This is a genomic window from Sporomusa sp., assembly GCF_057736855.1.
Window position 1 is genome coordinate 4,937 of the sequence record NZ_JBYKYF010000137.1, and the last position, 3,062, is coordinate 7,998.

General features: G+C 45.7%; 4 protein-coding genes. All 4 read left to right on the top strand.

Annotated features, from left to right (window positions below; all coding sequences use genetic code 11):
* A partial coding sequence (locus tag AC29Z1_RS10200) for a nitrogenase component 1 (RefSeq protein WP_488271358.1) occupies window positions 1–916 on the top strand: 916 nt, incomplete at its 5' end.
* A gap of 33 nt (window positions 917–949) precedes the next feature.
* Entirely contained in the window at window positions 950–1,996 is a 1,047-nt protein-coding gene (locus tag AC29Z1_RS10205; protein ID WP_488271359.1) for a uroporphyrinogen decarboxylase family protein, read from the top strand.
* Window positions 1,997–2,058: 62 nt separating this feature from the next.
* The gene (locus AC29Z1_RS10210; protein WP_488271360.1) at window positions 2,059–2,715 is read left to right on the top strand and encodes a corrinoid protein; all 657 of its coding nucleotides are present in this window, start codon (window positions 2,059–2,061) and stop codon (window positions 2,713–2,715) included.
* A gap of 31 nt (window positions 2,716–2,746) precedes the next feature.
* Window positions 2,747–3,062, top strand: a 316-nt coding sequence (locus AC29Z1_RS10215; protein ID WP_488271361.1) for a uroporphyrinogen decarboxylase family protein, incomplete at its 3' end; no start/stop codon positions are given.

Consider the following 3,062-nt stretch of genomic DNA (forward strand, 5'->3'; position numbering starts at 1 on the left):
ACTCCAGAGTCTGTTCAAAGACTTTGTCGCGAAAACAGAGAAAAAACACTTGCAAACAGTAAATTTGTGGGGAATTACTCCATTTATCGATGTTTTCTGGCGCGGCAATCTCGAAGGCATTCGCCGGCTGTTGGAAAAACTGGGACTGACGGTAAACAGTTTTTTTACAGTAGATGACAGTATCGCCGGAATCCGTGAAGCTGGCGCTGCCGCCTTAAACATTGTGGTGTCAGAAGTTTTTGGCTTAGGTGCTGCCCGGCTGGCGCAAGAAATCCATGGTATACCTTATATATCCACTCCACTGCCGATAGGGCCTACAGCTACTAATGCATTTTTACGGCAGGTAGGAGAAGCTTTGCACTTAGACCCAGTGCTGGTGGAAAAGGTTATTGAGTATGAAAATACCCGCTATTATCGCTTATTGGAACCACTTACGGATTGTTATAATGATATGGATTTGCAGCGGTATGCTGTTATTATTAGCGACACCAATTATGCGGTAGCACTCACGCGTTTTCTGGGCGATGATTTGGGGTGGCTGCCGGAAGTTGTTGGTATCACAGATATTTTGGATGAAGAGCAACAAGAGCACATTACTGGTCAATTAGCCAAGCTAGATTGCGGTTTATCCCCGAAGGTAATTTTTCATACCGATAGCAGTGTTATTGCCGCAGCGGTACGCGCACACTGGGACAAAAGTCAGGCTCAGGCTGGCAAATATGCCAATCCCCTCCATCCGGCCTTTGTTATTGGTAGTGCTCTTGACCGGGAATTAGCCAAGGAATTGGGAGCTGGGCATCTGAGCATTAGCTTTCCAGTGTCCAATCGGGCGGTTATCAGCAGGGGATATACCGGCTACCATGGCGGTTTAACTCTTATCGAAGATGTAATCAGCACAATGATTATCGGTAGGTAATGATAATCGTTGTAAAAGGAGATGAGGGGACGAATGTTGCCTAAGGACAGAATCCTCTATGCGCTGCAGGTAAAAAGCAATGCACCGTCGGCGAACACCGTGTTTCCGGCAGCCCTGCTGTCCGGGGGAACCTGGTCATTTGGACAGCAGGGTCTAACGCTCAAGCAAGTGCTTGAAAAACCGGAACTAGGTGCTCCTGCCATTATTGCCGTTAACCAAAAGATTCACTCTGATATTGTTTGGCCAGGGTCCGGCTATCACAATCTGCTGGTTCATATTTTTGGCGGCAAAATTACATTCCGGCCGCAGGGCAATATTGATGTCATTGAACCGGCGTTTACCAAAATCACAGAGGCCGACCGACTTGACCTTAGCCGAATGGATAATCATGAGTGGATTGGCGCTATTCGCAACATAATTTCACAAGTTAATGAACAAATCGGTCATTCGGTGTTGGTCGGGTCTTCTAGCTGGGGGCCATTTACACTGGCTGGGCAGTTTTATGGTGTAGAAAAGCTCATGTCAGGTTTGTATAAAGATAAAACCGGTATTCATGCTTTGCTTGAGGCGATGACAGAAGTGTGCATAGCTTACTTAACGCCAGCCATTGAGCGAGGCGCTAGAATACTATCGGTTGCCGAACCTACTGCCTCAGGAGACCTTATTTCCCTCAAACATTTTGAAGAGTTCGTTGCACCATACATTGTGCAGGTTAACAAAAAACTGAAGCAAAAGGGAGTGTATACCACTCTGCATATTTGCGGCAATATTAAAGACCGCATCGCTTTAGTACCCCGCATGCATGTGGATCTGTTGTCAGTTGACTATAAGGTGGACTTACAACAGGTTCAGCAGATTCTTGCGGGAAAAGTGGCGGTTGCTGGTAACATAAATCCGATGCTGCTGAAAGATGAATCAGCTGAGGCAGTTATCCAGGCTGCTAATCAGTGCATTCGGCAGGCTGGAAGGGGTATGAATTTTATTCTTATGCCAGGATGTGACATCCCGCCGAGTGTTCCGTTAGCTAATGTGGTGGCCTTCTTAGGTGCTGGCCGCGAACCTATTGCGGAAGTTTCATGACGGATAAACGTATTGATGCTGGTTTGCTATAAAGTGCTGTAAATATCATGGGAGGGCTGGAAATGACGGTAAATAAGGAAGAATTATTCAAAAAGCTATCAGATGCTGTTGTGGATATGGATGAAAATTTGACGGTACATGTAGCACAGGAGATTGTAGCGAAAAAAATTGATGCCTATGAAGCTGTGGAAAAAGGTCTGTCAGATGGGATGGACCGGGCAGGAAAACTCTTTGAAGAAGAAGAGTATTTTATCCCAGAGCTGCTGTTATGCTCTGACGCTATGTATGCCGGGCTGGATGTGTTAAAAGGACATATTAAAGTTACTGAGCAAGGGGAGAAACGCAAAATAGTCATCGGGGTAGTGGAAGGTGATACTCATGATATCGGCAAAAACTTGGTAAAAATTATGTTGGAAACATCAGGTTTTGAAGTTTATGATTTGGGCAGAGATATTCCGCCGCTGGCTTTTGTAGAAAAGGCCAAGGAAGTGAATGCGGATATTATTGCCATGGCAACGCTTATGACCACTACCATGGAGGGAATGGCCACAGTTATCGAGATTTTGCGAGAGCAAAACCTTAAGGACCGCTATAAAGTCATTATTGGCGGGGGACCCATTTCGCAGAGCTTTGCTGATAAAATTGGGGCCGATGGCTATGCTGTTAATGCAGCTGATGCGGTAAGACTTTCCCGACGACTTTTAGGATTGACTGGCTAATGGCAAACCATATAGGGATGGGGGTCTGGGTATGAGTGGTGTGCAAAAAAAACGGCAGCTAACTTCATTGGAAAGAGTCAGTTTGGCTCTGCAGTCAAAAGAAACTGATAGAATCCCGGTAGCGCCGCTCTTTTGCGGTGCTTCCCACCGGGTTTTGGGTATTACTTATGACAAATGGTCAACTGATGCCGAACTGGCTACCAAAAGTTTATTGGCGTCACAGGAACTCATTGGGTTTGATGCATTTGTTACGCTGGTTGATTTATCGGTTGAGGCTGCCGATTTTGGACAGGAAATTATTTATCCGAAAAACAGCACAGCGTATCCTAATTTTAATAACCAATATA

Coding starts and splice junctions, on each gene's coding strand:
- AC29Z1_RS10205 (WP_488271359.1), top strand. CDS start 950: ATGTTGCCTAAGGACAGAATCCTCTATGCGCTGCAGGTAAAAAGCAAT.
- AC29Z1_RS10210 (WP_488271360.1), top strand. CDS start 2,059: ATGACGGTAAATAAGGAAGAATTATTCAAAAAGCTATCAGATGCTGTT.